This window comes from Streptomyces sp. NPDC093018 (genome assembly GCF_040684035.1).
In the GTDB taxonomy this organism is placed as follows: Bacteria; Actinomycetota; Actinomycetes; order Streptomycetales; family Streptomycetaceae; genus Streptomyces; species Streptomyces murinus.
The window spans coordinates 192,144-208,350 of the sequence record NZ_JBFBFF010000006.1; the positions used below are offsets into that span (position 1 = coordinate 192,144).

A 16,207-nucleotide genomic window follows, 5' to 3' on the forward strand; every position below is an offset into this window, starting at 1 on the left:
CCCTCGCCGTCGGCCCGAGGCCGACACGGAAGCAACTTAGGTAAACCTAACTTATGACTCGGTCGGAGCGGTACCCTCGACTTCGGCGGTGGGGCGGTTCGTGGTCGTCGGCCCCTCAGAAGTCCGCCGCTTCGGGCAGAAAGGCCGTCAGCAGGGCCTTGAGGGCTGTCGCGTAGCCGTCGCGGCCCTCGCGCAGCTCCGCCTCGCGGACCCGGGCGAGCGCGGGAAGCTCGGCGGGGTCCACCGAGGCGAGGGCCTGCTGTCGCTGGCTCGGCTGGGGCGGCGGGGTGAGCGGGTGCTCGTTGAGCAGTTCGCCGGTGGTGAGGTGCCAGCAGGCGTGGTACGCGGTGGAGGCCCGGCGCTCGGTGAGGCCCGCCGCGAGGAAGTCGGCCAGGCAGGCGTCGCTGAACGGGAAGGCGTTGCGGGCGACGAGTTCGCCGCGGATCAGGATGTGCAGCACCCAGATGTGCTCGGCCATGTAGTCGTGCGCGGTGATCAGCCGGTTGAACAGCCGCTCCGCGGGTGTCGCGCCGGGCACCGCCACCGGCAGCCGGGACGCGATGTCCTCCAGGATCGCCAGCAGCAGCGCGTCACGGTCGGCGACATGGCGGTACAGCGACGCGGCGGCGGTGCCCAGTTCGGCCGCGACCGCCCGCATGGTGAGCGCGTCCAGGCCCTCGCGCTCGATCAGCTCCCGCCCCGCCCGTGCGACGGCCTCGGGTGTCAGCCCCGGCCTCGGCTGCGACCTGGGCACCCCGCGCCGTCGGCGTGCCGGGTCGGGGTCGGAGGTCTGCGGAGGGCGGTACATGCCGTCATCCTCCCACTTCTCGCGCAGGTCCGAGGTGGAAGTTAGGCATGCCTTACGCGTACATTGTTCGCGTCGTCGCGCGGCAGGGGGCCGCGCCGAGCAACGGGAGTAGTGCGCCATGACCGAGACACCGTCCGGGACCGCACCCGGTACCGCGCCTGGTACCGCATCCGACAGAGGATCCGACACGGGATCCGGCACAGGATCCGACCGGGTGTCAGGGCCCCGGCCACGCCCCGGACTGGTCCTCGCCACCGCCTGTCTGGGGCAGGTGATGGTCGTCCTCGATGTGAGCGTCGTGAACGTGGCGCTGCCCTCGATCGCCGGTGACCTCGGATTCCGGCCCGGCGGGCTGTCCTGGGTCGTCAACGCCTACACGCTGGTCTTCGGCGGACTGCTGCTGCTCGGCGGCCGGTTCGCCGACTTCGTGGGGCATCGCGTCGCGATGTTCCTGGGGCTCGGGGTGTTCGGGGTCACCTCCGTGCTCGGCGGTTTCGCGCAGACACCGGGCCAGCTCATCGCGGCACGAGCGGGCCAGGGCCTGGCCGGTGCGCTGCTGGCCCCGCTGAGCCTGGCCGTCATCATGGTCACCTTCCGCGAGACCCGCGCGCGGGCCCGTGCCGTGGGGATCTGGGCCATGGTGTCCGCCGCGGGCAGCGCGCTCGGGGTGCTGCTGGGCGGGGTGCTCACCGAGTGGCTGTCCTGGCGCTGGGTGCTGTTCGTGAACGTGCCGATCGTGGCCGCCGCCCTGATCCTGGCCCGGCTGTCCGTCCATGACGGACGTACGACCCGGATACGCCGCCTCGACCTGCCCGGCGCGCTCCTGGTCACCGTCGCCCTGACCGCCCTGGTGAACGGACTCATCCGGGCCGGCGAACACGGCTGGGGGACCGGCGGCGCCCTCGTCTCCTTCGCGGTGGCCGTCGTGGCGGGAGCCGCCTTCGCGGTCTGGGAGCTGCGGGCGGCCGCCGAACCCCTGGTCCGCTTCGGGGTGTTCAGCGCCCGGCCGGTGTGGCTGGCCAATGTGATCGTGCTGTTCCTCGGCGCCGCCACCGTCGCCGGGTTCTACTTCGCCTCGCTGTTCCTCCAGAACGTCCTGCATTATTCGCCGCTGCGCGCGGGCGCCGCCTTCCTGCCCTTCTGCTTCGGCACCGTCGTCGGATCCATGCTCTCCGGCCGGCTGGCCACCCGCTTCGGGGCCCGCGCCGTACTGACCGCGGGTCTGGTGCTCGGCGCGGCGGGCATGCTGCTCTTCGGCCTGATGCACGCCGACTCGACCTTCCTGACCGGATTCCTGCCGGCCTCGCTCGTGGCGTCGACCGGCGTCGGCCTGTGCATGGTGGCCAACACCTCCCTGGCCACCGGCGCCGCCGCCCCGCACGAGGCCGGGCTGATCAGCGGTCTCATCAACGCGGCCCGGCAGATCGGCGGCAGCCTCGGGCTCGCGATCCTCACCACCGTCGCCGCGACACCGGGCGCCTCGTCCGCCCCGGCCGACCGGGTCCACCAGCTCGTCGAGGGTTACGACCGGGCGTTCCTCGTGACCGCCGCCTTCTGCGCCGCGGCCGCCGTCATCGCCGCCGTGTTCGCGCCCGCGACGCGCCGGGAGGAGCCTGCGGCGGTCCCCGGACCCGCGGCGGAGCAGGACCACGCCCCCGCCTGACCACCAGATCCAGTGAGGACAGCACGGTGACTTCCCGCTCCACACTCCATGTCGTACCGATCCCGCGTCCTTCTCGTCCTTCGCCTTTGGTGGTGGTGCGTCCGGCCGGGCGCGACGACGCGCTCGCGCTGCACCGCCTCTCCCGGGTGTTCGCCCGGACCGGCGAGCTGCGCGAGCGGCCCATGGCGCGGTACGCGCGCGACGTGGACGACTTCCTGCTCGCCGAGTCGGCGACGGGCCGTGTCGAGGGCTGTGCGGGGCTCAGGTTCTGTGCCGCACCCGAGGGACGGGACACCGGCCGTACCGCCGTCGTCTACAACTTCTGTGTGGCGGCGGCCAGTCAGGGCCGGGGAGTCGGTACGGCCCTGCTGACCGCGCTGCTCGCCGAGGCCGCGGCCCGCTCGGCCGGTACGGTGTTCGCCGCGACCAGCGGCGGTGCCGCGCTGTTCCTGCGCCACGGGTTCACCGTGACCGACACGCCCCTGACCTGGCCGGCCGGGCTCGCTCCCCGCCCGGGGTCACGGGTGCTGCGCCGGGCCCTGTGACCGGTGCGGACGGCCGGGCCGGTCGGCGTCCGCCAAGCGCTCGTCGGCCCGGTCCGGGAAGACGGTGGTGCCGGTGCCCCGGTCCTGGAAGCCCTCCCGCAGCAGGGCGCCCGGCACCCGTCCGTCGATGACGCGGGCCGCCCGCACCCCCGCCCGCACCGCCCGCAGGCACCCCTCCATCTTGGGCACCATGCCGCCCGTCAGGTCCGGGAGCAGCGCGTCGAGTTCCGTCGCGGTCAGCCGCTCGATCACTTCGCCGCCGGCCGGCCAGTCGGCGTGCAGCCCGGCGACATCGGTGAGGACGATCAGCCGCTCGGCGCCCAGGGCGCCCGCCAGGGCCGCCGCCGCGAGATCCGCGTTGACGTTGTAGACCTCGCCCCCGGCTCCCCTGGCGAGCGGTGACACCACCGGCACGCGGCCCCGGGAGAGCAGCGCGAGGATCGTCTCGGGGTCCACCCGGACGACATCGCCCACCAGCCCGATGTCCACCGGATCGCCGTCCACCCAGGCCGGTCTGCGTACGGCGGTGAGGGTGTGCGCGTCCTCGCCGGTCAGTCCGACCGCCAGTGGGCCGTGCGCGTTGACGAGGCCGACGATCTCGCGCTGCACCTGTCCGGCGAGCACCATCCGCACCACGTCGAGGACCTCGGGGGTGGTGACCCGCAGCCCGGCCGTGAAGCGGACCTCCAGGCCGAGCCGGTCGAGCAGGGAGCTGATCCGGGGCCCGCCCCCGTGCACCACCACCGGGTGGACCCCGGCCCGCAGCAGCGCAACGACGTCCCGCGCGAAGGACCGTTGCAGCGCCTCGTCGACCATGGCGTGGCCCCCGAACTTCACGACGACCACCTTGCCCAGGGACGCCTCCAGGTCGGGCAAGGGGTCGGCCGGTGGGGGAGCGGCGGCTGCGGTAGGCGCGGAAGTCGAGGTCATCGGGTGTTCGTCCCTTCGCTGAGGCCCTTGGTGGGGGCACTGGTGGGGCACTGGTGGGGGCCATGGGGTCGGCGGGGTCGGTTCGCGCGGCCCGGCGACGGACCGCTGCGGGCACAAGGCCGTGCGCGCGGTGCGGAGTCGGGTGGCCGGGGGCCGGCGGCGCGCGCCCGTCCGGCGCGGTGCGGCCGGACGGGCGGGTGCGACGGAATGCCGCGGCGCGGACCGGTGTGTCCGGTGCGCGGTGACGTCCGTGCGGAGGCTGCGCGGCGACTGCGCGGTGGGGCGGGCGGTCCCGCCGCCCCGGCGTCCGACAGCTCGACGCGGCGACCGGGAACGGCCGTTGCGACGTCGTCCCCGGGGACGTTACCCGACGACGCGGCCCGCATGCCGCACGGGTGCTCACCCGGCGCCCCGGCGACAACCCGTGCGACGAAACGGGGACTTGGGATCGCGGAGTGATCAGGGCGACATCGCGGCCCACGTTGACGATCACCGTGCAGGTAAAGGTATGGTTAGGCTTACCTAAGTCGCTGGGGGTGGGCCATGGTGTCCCCCCGGGTGGTCGTATCCGTTGCGTGTCTGCCGGAAACCTGAGGCCATGAAGTCATCCCACAGATCCCGATCTGCCGTTCGCCGATCAGGCGCCCGATCCGAAGGGGCCGCCATATGAGCGGCGAGCCCGAACTGGCCGGTCGTACCGCCCTGGTGACCGGGGCGGCACGGGGCATCGGCGCCGCCGTGGCCGCGGAACTCGCCGCCCGGGGCGCGCGGGTGCTCGCCACCGATGTGGACGGCGCGGCCGTGGCGGCACTGTCCGCACGGCACGAAGGCCGGGTCACGGGCCGGGAGTTGGACGTGACCGACGCCGCGGCGGTGGAGGAACTGGTCGCCGAGGCCGAACGGACCCTGGGACCCCTGGACATCGTGGTCAATGTGGCGGGCATCCTGCGCGGCGCGGCCGTGGTCGACCTGGACGACGCCGACTGGGCGGCCGTGTTCGCGGTCAACACCGATGGCGTCTTCCACGTCTGCCGGGCCGCCGCCCGCCGGATGACCGCCCGGCGCCGGGGCAGCATCGTGACCGTCGCCTCCAACGCGGCCGGTGTGCCCCGCGCCGGAATGGCCGCGTACGCCGCCTCCAAGGCCGCCGCCGTGATGTTCACCAAGTGCCTCGGCCTCGAAGTCGCCCCGTACGGGGTGCGCTGCAACACCGTGTCCCCCGGCTCCACCGACACGGACATGCAGCGCGCCATGTGGGACCGGGCGCCCGGCGGCCCCGACAGCGGCCGACAGGCCGTGATCGAGGGGGACTTGGCGTCGTACCGCACCGGCATTCCGCTCGGCCGGATCGCCGAGCCGTCGGACATCGCGGACGCCGTCGCCTTCCTGGTCTCCGACCGCGCCCGGCACATCACCCTGCACGACCTGTACGTGGACGGCGGCGCCACCCTGCGCGCCTGACCGCCCTCGGCGCACCCCGCCGCCCTGTGACGAACCCCGCCGAACATCGTGGAGCCATTGCCGTGACCATCGAACCGATACCCGCCCCCTCGGGCCTCACCCCGGGTGTGGACGCGCCCACCTGGCCCGAGGAGTTCGCCGAGCGCTACCGGCGGGCCGGTCACTGGCGGGGCGAGACCTTCGGCCGCATGCTCCGCGAGCGGGCCGCCGCCCATCCCGACCGGGTCGCCCTGGTGGACTTCGCGCCCGGCCGCCGTACCCGGACGTACCGGCAGCTGGACGAGGCCGCCGACCGGCTCGCCGCCGGGTTCGCGGGGCGCGGCATCGGGCGCGGGGACCGGGTGGTCGTCCAGCTGCCGAACACCGCCGAGTTCGCCGAAGTGGTCTTCGCCCTGTTCCGGCTGGGCGCGCTGCCCGTGTTCGCGCTGCCGGCCCACCGCGACACCGAGATCACGCACTTCTGCGCCTTCTCCGAGGCCGTCGCCTATGTGATCCCGGATGTGCACGACGGCTTCGACCACCGCGACCTCGCCACCCGGGTCCGCCGGGACGCCCCCGGGCTCCGGGAGGTCTTCGTGGCGGGCGATCCGGGCGGGCACACGGCGCTGTCGGACGTGCCGTGCGACCCGTCCGGGCCGGGGCCCGAACCGCGGCCGCACGAACTGGCGTTCCTCCAGCTGTCGGGCGGGACGACCGGGGTGTCCAAACTGATCCCCCGCACCCACGACGACTACCTCTACTCCCTGCGCGGCTCGAACGAGATCTGCGGTGTCGACGCGGACACCCGCTTCCTGGTCGTCCTGCCCGCGGCCCACAACTTCCCCATGAGTTCCCCCGGTTGGCTTGGCACGCTGTACGCCGGAGGCCGCGTCGTGATGTGCCCCAAGCCCGATCCGACGACCGCGTTCGCCCTGGTCGAGCAGGAGCGGATCACCATGACCGGCCTGGTGCCGCCGCTCGCCCTGCTGTGGACGGACAGCGCGCCGCGCAGCGAACGCGACCTGTCCAGCCTGGAGTTGGTGCTGGTCGGCGGGGCCAAGTACAGCGAGCAGGCGGCGCGGCGGCTTGAGCCGGCGCTCGGCTGCCGGCTGATGCAGGTCTTCGGGATGGCCGAGGGACTGGTCAACTACACCCGCCTCGACGACGATCCGGAGACGATCGTCACCACCCAGGGCCTGCCCATCTCGCCCGACGACGAGATCCGGATCGTGGACGACACCGACCGGGACGTGCCCGACGGCGAGTTCGGGCATCTGCTCACCCGGGGCCCCTACACGATCCGCGGCTACTGGCGGGCTCCGGAGCACAACCGGTCCGCGTTCACCGAGGACGGCTTCTACCGCACCGGTGACATCGTCCGCCGGACGGCGAGCGGGCACCTGGTGGTGGAGGGGCGGGCCAAGGACCAGATCAACCGGGGCGGCGAGAAGGTCGCACCGGAGGAGATCGAGAACATCATCCTGGCCCACCCGGCGGTCCACGACGTCTCCCTGGTCGCCGTGCCCGACGACTATCTCGGCGAACGCACCCTCGCCCATGTGATCCTGAGCGCGGACGCCGAGCCGCCGACGGCCGGCCAGATCAAGGCGTTCGTCCGTGCGCGCGGTGTCGCCGCCTACAAGGTCCCCGACCTCGTCCGCTTCGTCGACGCCTTCCCGCAGACCGGCGTCGGCAAGGTCAGCAAGAAGGGGCTGCGCTCGGCCGCGGCCTCCTCCGAGCAGCGCTGAAAGGCCCCTGTCCCCATGGCACTTCCGTCCATCACCGGCTACCCCCTGCCCACCGCCGCCCAGTTGCCGGACAACCGGGTCACCTGGTCCGTGGACCCGGCGCGGGCGGTGCTGCTGGTGCACGACCTCCAGCAGCACTTCCTCTCCGCCTTCCCGCCCGGCGAACAGCCGCTGACCGGCATGCTGGACAACACCGCCCGGCTGCTCGACGCGGCCCGGCGGGCCGGGACGCCCGTGGTCTACTCGGTCCAGCGCGGCGGCCAGACTCCCGAGGAACGCGGACTCCAACTCGACTTCTGGGGACCGGGCGTGGCCGACGACCCGGCGGCCCTGGCCGTTCCGGAACCCGTGACACCCCGGCCCGGCGACACGACGCTGACCAAATGGAAATACAGCGCGTTCGTCCGCACCGACCTCGCGGACCTGATGCGGGAGCAGGGCCGGGACCAGCTGGTCGTCGTCGGTGTGTACGCGCACATCGGTGTCGTGGCGACGGCCTGCGACGCGTGGATGCGTGACATCCAGGCGTTCGTGGTGGCCGACGCCGTGGCCGACTTCTCCCGCGAGGACCACGAGATGGCCCTGCGCTGGGCGGCCGGCCGGTGCGCGATGGTGGTCACCACGGACCAGGCGGTCGACAGCTTCTGAGCGACCGCCGCCGCGCGCACACGAGCTGGTGCGGCAAGTCGCCTGCAGCGGCGACTAGTTGATGAATCATCAACTCCTCTTTCTCGATGTCGGTACGGGTGGGCCGATTGGTCTTGACGCCTGCCCGAACCTAGGAAAACTTAGGCGAGGCTTGCCTAAATGAAAATCAATTGCCGGTCCCTCGCGGGACCTTGTCGAAGGGCGAAGATGTCAGCAGGGCGTGCGGTTGCCGGTGGGCCGGGTCAGTGGCCGGTCCAGGATGTGGTCGGTGTGGGCTTCGGTCCGGCGAATCTGGCGTTGGCCGTCGCGGTCGCGGAGCAGAACGCGCACGGCGGCGGTCGTGGACTGCGTTCGGTGTTCGTGGAGCGGCAGGGGGAGTTCGGCTGGCACCGCGGAATGCTGCTGCCGGGGGCGACGATGCAGGTGTCGTTCCTGAAGGACCTGGCGACGATGCGGGACCCGGGCAGCCGGTTCACCTTCCTGCGCTATCTGCACGACAAGGGCCGGCTGGCCGACTTCATCAACCAGAAGTCGTTCTTCCCGACCCGCGTGGAGTTCCACGACTACCTCCGCTGGTGCGCGGCCATGGTGGAGGACCAGGTGCGGTACGGGCGCCAGGTGTACGCCCTGCGCCCGGCCGCGGACGGCGACGTACCCGCCTCCGTCCTGGAGGTCCACACCCGCCCCGGCTCCGGCTCCCTCGCCCCGGACCCCGCCGCCGGGGACGTCCCCGTCGACGAAGTGCTGCGGGCGCGCAACGTCGTCCTCGGCACGGGCCTGGTGCCCCGGTTCCCGGAGAACGTGACGCCGGGACCGCGGGTGTGGCACAGCTCGGAGCTGCTGCCGCGGGCGGCGGCCCTGAAGGACCGGCCGGCGCGGCGATTCGTGGTGGTCGGGGCGGGCCAGTCCGGCGCGGAGGCCGCCGAGTTCCTCCACCGCGAGTTCCCGGACGCGGAGATCTGCGCCGTCTTCAGCCGCTACGGCTACAGCCCCGCCGACGACAGCCCCTTCGCCAACCGGATCTTCGACCCGGCGGCCGTCGACGACTTCTACGCCGCGCCCGACGAGGTCAAGGAGTCCCTGCTCGGCTATCACGCCAACACCAACTACTCCGTCGTGGACGGCGAGTTGATCGAACAGCTCTACCGCACCGTCTACCAGGAGAAGGTCGCCGGCACCGAGCGGCTGCGCATCCTGAACACCACCGCCCTGACCGCCGTCGAAGAACACCCGCACGGCGTCCGCGCGGTGCTGCGCCCCCTGATCGGCGGCGACCCCACCACCCTCGACTGCGACGCCGTCGTCCTGGCCACCGGCTACCGGCCCTCCGACCCCCGCACCCTGCTCGGCCCGCTGGCCGAACACTGCCTGACCGACGGCCAGGGACGCCTGCGCATAGGACGCGACCACCGGATCGCCACCACGGACGCCGTCCGCGCCGGGATCTACCTCCAGGGCGCCGCCACCGAACACACCCACGGCATCACCTCCTCCCTGCTGTCCACCCTCGCCGTGCGCGCCGGTGAGATCTGCGACGCGCTCCTCCTCGACCGGGCCCAGCGCACCGGCGCCGATGCCGAGACCGCGGGCCTCGCGGCCGAGACCGGCACCGTTCCCCTCCCCACCCCCTGACCTCGCCAGGAGACCGGCCATGGCCGCCACCAACCCCTTCGAGGACGACAGCGCCCGCTACCTCGTCCTCGTCAACGCCGAGAACCAGCACTCCCTTTGGCCCGCGTTCGCCGACGTACCCGCCGGATGGACCGTCGCCCATGGCGAGGACACCCGCGAGGCGTGTCTCGCTCATGTCAGCCGGCACTGGACCGATATGCGGCCGACGAGCCTGATCGAGCACGCACGGTCCGCGGCGTCGGGCACCTGAGAGCCAGGGGCCCGGCGGGCGGCGCACTCCTGCCCTCAAGTCCCTTGCACGGACGCGTTGTTGACCGCCGAGCCTTTCCCTTAATAAGGTGAGGCTAACCTAACTATCTGGTGAGATTGTCGTATCCGGCCAGGTTCCTGGAGCCCTTGCCTCCCCGCCCGGAACCCCCGCCGATGTTCTCGCTCCACCACCCCGGAGAAACCGCCGTGCCGCCGGCGCCCAGACCGCACGCCCGAATGAAGGATGCACCGACGTGTCCCTATCCACCCTGATGCGCCCCAGCCCGGTACACCGGCCCTCCGACCTGCTGGCGGCCTACCTCACCGGCTCGTTCTACTTCTCCTCGGCCCGCGGCACCCTGCTCGCCGACGGTGTGCACTCCCGGGTACGCGCCGGGAGCGGCGGCCGGGCCCGCGCCGCGGCCGAGGCACTGGACGCGGCCGCCGCGGCCGGACTGCCCGATCCCGTCGTGGTCGGGGCCGCCGGATTCCGCCCCGACGGCGACGCCGGACTGCTGGTCCCCGCGGTCGTACGGCGCGCGGGCGCCCCCGCCGCCATGGCCGTCCACCTGCCCGAGCCAGGACCCGGCACCGGCTGGCAGGTCCGGCCCCGCCCCGCACCCGACGGCTACACCGCCGCGGTGAGCCGGGCGCTGGAGCTGATCGGCGACGGCGAGCTGCGCAAGGTGGTGCTGGCCCGTGCCCTGGAGCTGACCGGCGACCAGCCGGTGGCCGTGCCCGCGCTGCTGACCCGGCTGGTCCACGCCGACCCGGCATCCTACGCCTTCGCCGCCGATGTCACCGCCCCCGGCGACCCCGCCCCGCGCACCCTGGTCGGCGCCAGCCCGGAACTGCTGGTGTCCCGGCGCGGCCCCCTCGTGGTCGCCAACCCGCTGGCGGGGTCCGCCCCTCGGGCCGGGGACGAGACGCTCGACCGGGAACGGATCGCGCGGCTGCGCGACTCGGCGAAGGACCTCGGCGAGCACGCGCACACCGCCGCCCAGGTGGCCGAGGTGCTCGGCCGGTTCTGCGTCGACCTCGACGTCCCCGAGCGTCCCGAGGTGATCGGGACACCGACGATGTGGCATCTGTCCACCCGGATCACCGGACGGCTGCGGGACCCGCTGGACCCGGCCTGCTCCGCGCTCGGCCTGGCCGAGGCGCTGCACCCCACGCCCGCCGTCTGCGGGGTGCCCGCGCCCCGGGCGCTCACCGCCATCGCGGAGCTGGAGCCCGAGGACCGCGGCTACTACGCGGGGATGGTCGGCTGGAGCGGCCTCGACGGCGACGGCGAGTGGGCGGTGACGATCCGCAGCGCCGAGGTCTGCGACCGCACCGTACGGCTGTTCGCCGGAGCCGGCATCGTCCCCGGCTCCGACCCGCAGGCCGAACTGGCCGAGACCTCCGCCAAGTTCCGCACCCTGCTGCGCGCCCTCGGCCTTGAGCACCTCGTATGAGCCGCGCCGCCGGCCCGGCCGCGCCCCCCGTCAGCACCCGTATTCCAGAGGAGTCAACCGATGAGTGAGGCACTGTCACCCGAGCGCATCCGCGCGGACGTCGCGGACCTGCTGGGCTGTGCTCCCTCCGAGATAGCCCCCGACGACGACCTGCGCGACCTCGGTCTCGACTCGGTACGGCTGATGACCCTCGTCGAGCGCTGGCGGGCCGACGGCGCCGCCGAACTCGAACTGCCCGATCTCGCCGAACGCCCCGAACTGGCCCACTGGCAGACCCTCCTGACGGGGGAGAAGGCATGAGCCGCACCGGACACCGGCCCGGGCACCTGGAACGGATCGAGGAGGTCCTGGCCGGGCGCCGCCCCGAGAAGGTGCGCTACCCGATCCGGGTCCGCCGCACCGAGGTCGTGCGCACCACGACGGTCGGCGCCGGTCTGCTGCGGATCACCCTGGGCGGGCCGGGCACCGAGGGGTTCGAGGCGCACTCGCCCGTCGACCACGTCAAGCTCCTGTTCCCCGAGCCCGACGGATCGCTGCGGCTCCCGGAACCCGACGGCGACCTGCTGAAGTGGCCGCGCCCCGCGCCCACTTCCCGCGAGTACACCGTGCGCCGCTACGACCCGGAGGCGGGCGAGATCGACATCGACATCGCCCCGCACGAGGGCGGCCTGGCCTCGGACTGGGCCCAGCGGGCCCGCCCGGGTGCCGTCCTGCATGTCGCGGGCCCGCCCGGCGGGCTGATCGTCCCGCCCGTCTACGACCGCTATCTGCTGGTCGGCGACATCACGGCACTGCCCGCCGTCGCGCGCTGGCTGGAGGAACTGCCCCGGGACGCGAAGGGCTGGGCGTTCATCGAAGTCGCAGACGCGGCCCAGGAGATCGAACTGTCCGCGCCCGCCGCCGTCGAGGTGCAATGGCTGCACCGCGGCGACCGCCCGGCGGGCACCGGCGACGCCCTGGAACGGGCCGTCACCGCGGTGCCCGTCGCCGAGGGCGAGCGGCTGTACGCGTGGATCGCCGGCGAGGCAGGGCAGATCAAACCGCTGCGGCGCTGGGTCCGCGACGAACTGCGCCTGGACCGCGGCGACTACGAGATCACCGGCTACTGGAAGCGCGGCATCGCCGACTTCGACGACGAGCACGAGCACTGACGGCCCGTCGGCCCGCACGTCTTATCCACTTTCCCCACTTCCCCACCCACGAATTCCTTCCGGCGACCTGCCGGAAGGCCCATGGACCGAGGCACACCCGCTCGATGGAGCGGACCGGTCTCGCACGTCAGAAGGAGTCGCACATGTTCACGCGCAGATCAGCGGGTCTCGTCGGTGCCCTTGCACTGGCCCTGACCCTGAGCGCGTGCGGATCGTCCCACGACGATGCCGCGGGCAAGCCCGAGAAGAACGACACCCGGGTGTTCACCGCGGACAACGGCAAGGTGACGATCCCGGTCCACCCCAAGCGCGTGGTGGCCACCGGCTACGCCGTGCCCACGCTGATCGAGGCCGGCGCCCCGCTCGTCGGCATCTCCTCCTGGCAGCGCGGCGAGCCGATGATGGACGGCCAGGAAATGGCCACCTACAAGAAGCTGACCAAGGTCGCGGGCGAGCAGGCGTCGGAGACCAACTACGAGGCCATCGCCGAGGCCAAGCCCGACCTCATCGTGCTCGGCGTCCCGGTCCCGGTGCTCGGCGACATCGACATGAAGCGGCTCAAGTCCATCGCCCCCGTCGTCGCGATCGGCCCGACCCTGCCCTCTCAGTGGCGTGATGTGTCCACCAAGCAGGCGGACGCGGCGGGCGTGCTCACCAAGTACGAGTCCGACAAGGCCACGTACGAGGCCGAGGCGGCGAAGCTGAAGAAGAAGTACCAGAAGGTGCTGCCCCAGCTGAAGCTCGGCCATGTGGGCGCGTACGGCGACACCTCCAAGGGCACCTTCCAGCGCGAGTTCAACGGCTCGTGGGGCACCAACGTGGCCCAGGACGTCGGCGCCGACTACTACGGCAAGGTCAAGAAGGCCGGACCCGGCTCCAAGTCCGTGAGCGAATACCCCTCCATGGAGGAGATCACCGACTCGCTCGGCCAGGCCGACGCCATCACCTACTCGGTCAACGCCGACGGCAGCGTCCCCGACTCGGTCAAGTACGTCCTCGACTCGAAGCTGTGGAAGAACCTGCCCGCGGTCAAGAAGAAGATGACGTTCCCGATCGCCTACACCGAGGCGTCGACCTACCTCGACGCCCTCAAGACCCTGAAGGCGATCGACAAGGCGTTCGCGCCCCTGCTGGACAAGTGACCGCTACGGACCGCCCCGACCAGGGGGAGACACCCGGGCGGGACCTGAGGCGGACCGGCCTGCTCATCGGCGGGCTGGTCCTGCTGGCCGCGGCCGCCGTCCTCAGCATCGCCGTCGGCGCCCACGCCGTGCCCCCCGCCGACGTGGTCAGGGCCCTGTTCGACTACCGAGGAACGAACGACGACGTGATCGTACGAGACGTCCGGGCACCCCGGGCGCTGCTGGCGGCGGCCGTCGGTGCCGCCCTGGCGGTCGCGGGCGCGCTGATCCAGACGCTCGCCCGCAACCCGCTGGCCGAGCCCGGCATCCTCGGGGTCACCGCGGGCGCGGGGTTCGCGGTCACGGTCGGCGCCGCGCTCGGCCTGGCCGGCGGCCAGGGCGGCCAACTCCTGTGCGCCGTCACGGGTTCGGTGCTGGCCGCCCTGCTGGTGCTGTCGGTGGGCCGGCGCGCGCCCCTGCGCCTCGTGCTCACCGGCGTGGCCCTCACCGCCGTACTGGGGGGCATCGCCCTCGGGCTGCGGCTGATGAACCCGAAACTGTTCGACGCCTACCGGTTCTGGTCGGTCGGCACCCTCGCCGGACGCGAACAGGAACCGCTGGCCCTGCCGCTCGTCGCCATCGGCGTCGCCCTGGTGGCGGCGCTGGCACTGGGGCGGTCCCTGAACGCCCTGGCCCTGGGCGAGAACGTGGCCCAGACCCTGGGCGCCGGGGTGGCCCGCACCCAGGCCGTCACGCTGGTGCTCATCACCGTGCTCAGCGGCGCCGCGACCGCGGTGGCGGGCCCCATCCTGTTCGTCGGCCTCATCGTGCCGCACCTCGCCCGCCGGGCGGCGGGCGGCTCGGCGCCCTGGCTGCTGCTGTACTCGATGGTGCTCGGTCCCGTGCTGCTGCTGGCCGCCGACACCGCGGCCCGGGTGCTGCTGCCCACCGGGGAGATGCCGGTGGCCATCGTCACCGCGTTCCTCGGCGGCCCCATGCTGATCTGGACCGTCCGCCGCTACGGGGCGGGGGCACTGTGACCGGATACGCGCCGCGGGTGGCACGCCGCCCGCTGCTGGTCGCCGTCGTCCTGGCCGCCCTGGTCCTCGCGCTCGGCCTGCTGGGACTGTGCTACGGCGCGTCCTGGGCCACCCCCGGGGAGGTGCTGTCCGCCCTGACCGGGCGGGAGCAGTCGGTGGTGATCCTCGACTGGCGGCTGCCCCGGGTGGCGGCGGGCGCCGTCTTCGGGGCAGCGCTCGGGGTGGCGGGAGCCATCTTCCAGAACCTGACCCGCAATCCGCTCGGCAGCCCCGACGTGATCGGCCTGGACGCCGGCTCCTACACCGGAGCCCTGTTCGCGATGACCGTGCTCTCGGGCACCTCGGCCCAGCTGGCCACCTCCTCGGTGGTCTGCGGACTGCTCGTCTCGGCCGTGGTCTATCTGCTCTCCGCCGACCGGGGCTTCTCCGGGCTGCGGCTCGTGGTGATCGGCATCGCGGTCAACGCGATGGTGACCGCGCTCAACTCCTGGATCGTGCTCCGCGCCGACCTGGACATCGCGATCGCCGCGGTCGGCTGGAGCGCCGGTTCGCTCAACGGCGTGGACTGGTCGGACCTGTGGATCCCGTTCTGGGTGATCGCCGTACTGCTGACCGCCATCGCCGTCCAGGCCCGCGCCATGCACCAGACCGCCCTCGGCGACCCGCTCGCCGTCACCACCGGGGTCGCACTCGGCCGGCTGCGGCTGCTCATGGTCGTGGTCGGCGTCGGCTGCACGGCGACGGTGACCGCGGTGGCCGGACCGATCGCGTTCATCTCGCTGGCCGCTCCGCAGATCGGCCGCCGACTGGCCGGCTCGGCGGGCATCCCGCTGCTCCCGGCCGCCCTGACCGGAGCCGTCCTGCTCCAGGGCGCCGACCTGATCGCCCAGGCGCTGCTGGCGCCGGTCGCACTGCCCGTCGGCGTGGTGAGCACCGCGGTCGGGGGCTGCTATCTGATCTGGCTGCTGACCAAGGAGGTGCGGCGCGCATGAGCGCACGCCTGACCGCGCGGGAGATCACCCTGCGCTACGGCGACCGGGTGGTGGCCACCCGGCTGAGCCTCGACATACCCGACGGCGCGTTCACCGCGATCGTGGGCCCCAACGCCTGCGGGAAGTCCACCCTGCTGCGCGCGTTCGTCCGGCTGCTGCGCCCCGCCGAGGGCCAGGTGGCACTCGACGGGCGCGAGGTCGGCTCGTACCCGTCCAAGGAACTCGCCCGCCAGGTCGGCTTCCTGCCCCAGGACCCGCTGGCCCCGGACGATGTGAAGGTCCGGCAACTGGTCGCCCGCGGCCGGTTCCCGCACCAGTCGCTGCTGTCCCTGTGGTCCGAGAGCGACGAGCGGGCCGTCACCGAGGCGATGGCTGCGGCGGGCGTCACCGAACTGGCCGGCCGGCCCGTCCAGGAGCTGTCCGGCGGGCAGCGGCAGCGGGTCTGGATCGCCATGGCGCTCGCCCAGCAGACGCCGTACCTGCTGCTCGACGAACCGACGTCCTTCCTGGACATCACCCACCAGTACCAACTGCTGCGCCTGCTGGCCCAGCTGCGCGACCAGGGCCGCACCGTCATCGCCGTACTGCATGACATCAACCAGGCGTGCCGCTTCGCGGACCACCTGGTCGCCATGCGCGACGGACGGGTGGTGGCCGAGGGCAGGCCCGCGGACATCGTGGACGCCGCGCTGATCAAGGACGTCTTCGACCTGCCCAGCGTCATCGTGCCCGACCCGGTGGCCGCCACCCCGATGGTCGTCCCCACACTGCAAGGAGAGTGAG

At 72.9% G+C, this 16,207-nt stretch carries 16 protein-coding genes; 14 read left to right on the forward strand and 2 right to left on the reverse strand.

What is annotated here, in order from left to right:
* Positions 1-115 precede the first annotated feature (115 nt).
* The gene (locus AB0N90_RS16745) at positions 116-808 is read right to left on the reverse strand and encodes a helix-turn-helix domain-containing protein (protein ID WP_365197066.1); all 693 of its coding nucleotides are present in this window, start codon (positions 806-808) and stop codon (positions 116-118) included.
* Positions 809-1,022: 214 nt separating this feature from the next.
* On the opposite strand from AB0N90_RS16745, the gene AB0N90_RS16750 reads away from it, so the two are divergent.
* Together AB0N90_RS16750 and AB0N90_RS16755 are read left to right on the forward strand one after the other, a co-directional pair.
* Positions 1,023-2,471 (forward strand): MFS transporter, encoded by a 1,449-nt coding sequence (locus AB0N90_RS16750; RefSeq protein ID WP_365197069.1) that lies wholly within the window; start codon positions 1,023-1,025, stop codon positions 2,469-2,471.
* Between the two features lie 92 nt (positions 2,472-2,563).
* Entirely contained in the window at positions 2,564-3,016 is a 453-nt protein-coding gene (locus AB0N90_RS16755; protein WP_365197072.1) for a GNAT family N-acetyltransferase, read from the forward strand.
* Here the strand turns inward: AB0N90_RS16755 and argB are convergent.
* Positions 2,990-3,946, reverse strand: a complete 957-nt coding sequence (gene argB / locus AB0N90_RS16760) for an acetylglutamate kinase (protein WP_365197074.1) — start codon at positions 3,944-3,946, stop codon at positions 2,990-2,992. The two genes, AB0N90_RS16755 and argB, sit on opposite strands and share 27 nt — an antisense overlap.
* Before the next feature lie 666 nt (positions 3,947-4,612).
* Here argB and AB0N90_RS16765 point away from each other — a divergent pair.
* The 12 genes from AB0N90_RS16765 (at position 4,613) to AB0N90_RS16820 (ending at position 16,206) form a co-directional block, all read left to right on the forward strand.
* The gene (locus tag AB0N90_RS16765; protein WP_365197077.1) at positions 4,613-5,407 is read left to right on the forward strand and encodes a 2,3-dihydro-2,3-dihydroxybenzoate dehydrogenase; all 795 of its coding nucleotides are present in this window, start codon (positions 4,613-4,615) and stop codon (positions 5,405-5,407) included.
* A gap of 62 nt (positions 5,408-5,469) precedes the next feature.
* A complete protein-coding gene (locus tag AB0N90_RS16770; RefSeq protein ID WP_365197080.1) occupies positions 5,470-7,134 on the forward strand; it encodes a (2,3-dihydroxybenzoyl)adenylate synthase in 1,665 nt (554 codons plus the stop codon).
* A gap of 15 nt (positions 7,135-7,149) precedes the next feature.
* Positions 7,150-7,782, forward strand: a complete 633-nt coding sequence (locus AB0N90_RS16775) for an isochorismatase family protein (protein WP_365197083.1) — start codon at positions 7,150-7,152, stop codon at positions 7,780-7,782.
* A gap of 207 nt (positions 7,783-7,989) precedes the next feature.
* A complete protein-coding gene (locus tag AB0N90_RS16780; protein ID WP_365197084.1) occupies positions 7,990-9,414 on the forward strand; it encodes a SidA/IucD/PvdA family monooxygenase in 1,425 nt (474 codons plus the stop codon).
* A gap of 19 nt (positions 9,415-9,433) precedes the next feature.
* The gene (locus AB0N90_RS16785) at positions 9,434-9,664 is read left to right on the forward strand and encodes an MbtH family protein (protein ID WP_361673060.1); all 231 of its coding nucleotides are present in this window, start codon (positions 9,434-9,436) and stop codon (positions 9,662-9,664) included.
* A 253-nt stretch (positions 9,665-9,917) separates the two neighbouring features.
* A complete protein-coding gene (locus AB0N90_RS16790) occupies positions 9,918-11,120 on the forward strand; it encodes an isochorismate synthase (RefSeq protein WP_365197087.1) in 1,203 nt (400 codons plus the stop codon).
* Positions 11,121-11,180: 60 nt separating this feature from the next.
* Entirely contained in the window at positions 11,181-11,420 is a 240-nt protein-coding gene (locus AB0N90_RS16795; RefSeq protein ID WP_085568006.1) for a phosphopantetheine-binding protein, read from the forward strand.
* Positions 11,417-12,271 (forward strand): siderophore-interacting protein, encoded by an 855-nt coding sequence (locus AB0N90_RS16800; RefSeq protein WP_365197090.1) that lies wholly within the window; start codon positions 11,417-11,419, stop codon positions 12,269-12,271. Before AB0N90_RS16795 ends, AB0N90_RS16800 begins: the two co-directional genes overlap by 4 nt.
* A gap of 143 nt (positions 12,272-12,414) precedes the next feature.
* The gene (locus AB0N90_RS16805; RefSeq protein ID WP_361673050.1) at positions 12,415-13,413 is read left to right on the forward strand and encodes an ABC transporter substrate-binding protein; all 999 of its coding nucleotides are present in this window, start codon (positions 12,415-12,417) and stop codon (positions 13,411-13,413) included.
* The gene (locus tag AB0N90_RS16810) at positions 13,410-14,432 is read left to right on the forward strand and encodes an iron chelate uptake ABC transporter family permease subunit (RefSeq protein WP_365197094.1); all 1,023 of its coding nucleotides are present in this window, start codon (positions 13,410-13,412) and stop codon (positions 14,430-14,432) included. The genes AB0N90_RS16805 and AB0N90_RS16810 overlap by 4 nt, the downstream gene beginning before the upstream one ends.
* Before the next feature lie 17 nt (positions 14,433-14,449).
* Entirely contained in the window at positions 14,450-15,424 is a 975-nt protein-coding gene (locus tag AB0N90_RS16815) for an iron chelate uptake ABC transporter family permease subunit (protein WP_365197097.1), read from the forward strand.
* Complete coding sequence (locus AB0N90_RS16820) at positions 15,421-16,206, forward strand: ABC transporter ATP-binding protein (RefSeq protein ID WP_136103497.1); 786 nt, start codon at positions 15,421-15,423, stop codon at positions 16,204-16,206. The genes AB0N90_RS16815 and AB0N90_RS16820 overlap by 4 nt, the downstream gene beginning before the upstream one ends.
* The last annotated feature ends 1 nt before the right edge of the window (position 16,207 follow it).

Bases quoted from the DNA above. Each gene is read 5' to 3' on its own strand.
- AB0N90_RS16775 (WP_365197083.1), top strand. From the start codon at position 7,150: ATGGCACTTCCGTCCATCACCGGCTACCCCCTGCCCACCGCCGCCCAG.
- AB0N90_RS16795 (WP_085568006.1), top strand. From the start codon at position 11,181: ATGAGTGAGGCACTGTCACCCGAGCGCATCCGCGCGGACGTCGCGGAC.
- AB0N90_RS16765 (WP_365197077.1), top strand. From the start codon at position 4,613: ATGAGCGGCGAGCCCGAACTGGCCGGTCGTACCGCCCTGGTGACCGGG.
- argB (WP_365197074.1), bottom strand. From the start codon at position 3,946: ATGACCTCGACTTCCGCGCCTACCGCAGCCGCCGCTCCCCCACCGGCC.
- AB0N90_RS16820 (WP_136103497.1), top strand. From the start codon at position 15,421: ATGAGCGCACGCCTGACCGCGCGGGAGATCACCCTGCGCTACGGCGAC.
- AB0N90_RS16780 (WP_365197084.1), top strand. From the start codon at position 7,990: ATGTCAGCAGGGCGTGCGGTTGCCGGTGGGCCGGGTCAGTGGCCGGTC.
- AB0N90_RS16805 (WP_361673050.1), top strand. From the start codon at position 12,415: ATGTTCACGCGCAGATCAGCGGGTCTCGTCGGTGCCCTTGCACTGGCC.
- AB0N90_RS16800 (WP_365197090.1), top strand. From the start codon at position 11,417: ATGAGCCGCACCGGACACCGGCCCGGGCACCTGGAACGGATCGAGGAG.
- AB0N90_RS16745 (WP_365197066.1), bottom strand. From the start codon at position 808: ATGTACCGCCCTCCGCAGACCTCCGACCCCGACCCGGCACGCCGACGG.
- AB0N90_RS16785 (WP_361673060.1), top strand. From the start codon at position 9,434: ATGGCCGCCACCAACCCCTTCGAGGACGACAGCGCCCGCTACCTCGTC.